Source organism: Neobacillus paridis, assembly GCF_016765675.1.
Lineage (GTDB): Bacteria > Bacillota > Bacilli > Bacillales > Cytobacillaceae > Neobacillus > Neobacillus paridis.
In genome coordinates this window covers 1-520 of sequence record NZ_JAESWB010000144.1, presented here as the reverse complement: position 1 = coordinate 520, position 520 = coordinate 1, and the positions used below count along the sequence as shown (strand labels likewise).

Here is a 520-nt window from a genome sequence, read left to right as displayed (position 1 = left end):
GAAATAGACGGCAAGAAGGTGGAAGTGCAGGAGGGCAGCATGGTGATGGAAGCTGCCAACAAGATCGGCACTTACATTCCGCATTTCTGCTATCACAAGAAGCTGTCCATCGCCGCGAACTGCCGCATGTGCCTGGTGGAAGTCGAGAAGGCGCCCAAGCCGCTGCCGGCCTGCGCCACGCCTGTCACCAATGGCATGATCGTGCGCTCGCACAGCGAAAAGGCAATCAAGGCCCAGAAGGGCGTGATGGAATTCCTGCTGATCAATCACCCGCTGGACTGCCCGATCTGCGATCAGGGCGGCGAGTGCCAGTTGCAGGATCTGGCTGTCGGTTATGGCGGCTCCAATTCGCGCTATGCGGAAGAGAAGCGGGTAGTGGTCCCCAAGGACGCCGGTCCGCTCATCTCGATGCGCGAGATGGCGCGCTGCATCCACTGCACCCGCTGCGTGCGCTTCGGCCAGGAAGTGGCCGGTGTCATGGAGTTCGGCATGCTCAACCGCGGCGAGCACGCGGAGATCA

1 protein-coding gene is annotated in these 520 nt (G+C 61.3%); it reads left to right on the top strand.

What is annotated here, in order from left to right:
- Positions 1–39: 39 nt before the first annotated feature.
- On the top strand, positions 40–520 hold a 481-nt coding region (locus tag JK635_RS28250; RefSeq protein ID WP_235887985.1), incomplete at its 3' end, for a 2Fe-2S iron-sulfur cluster-binding protein.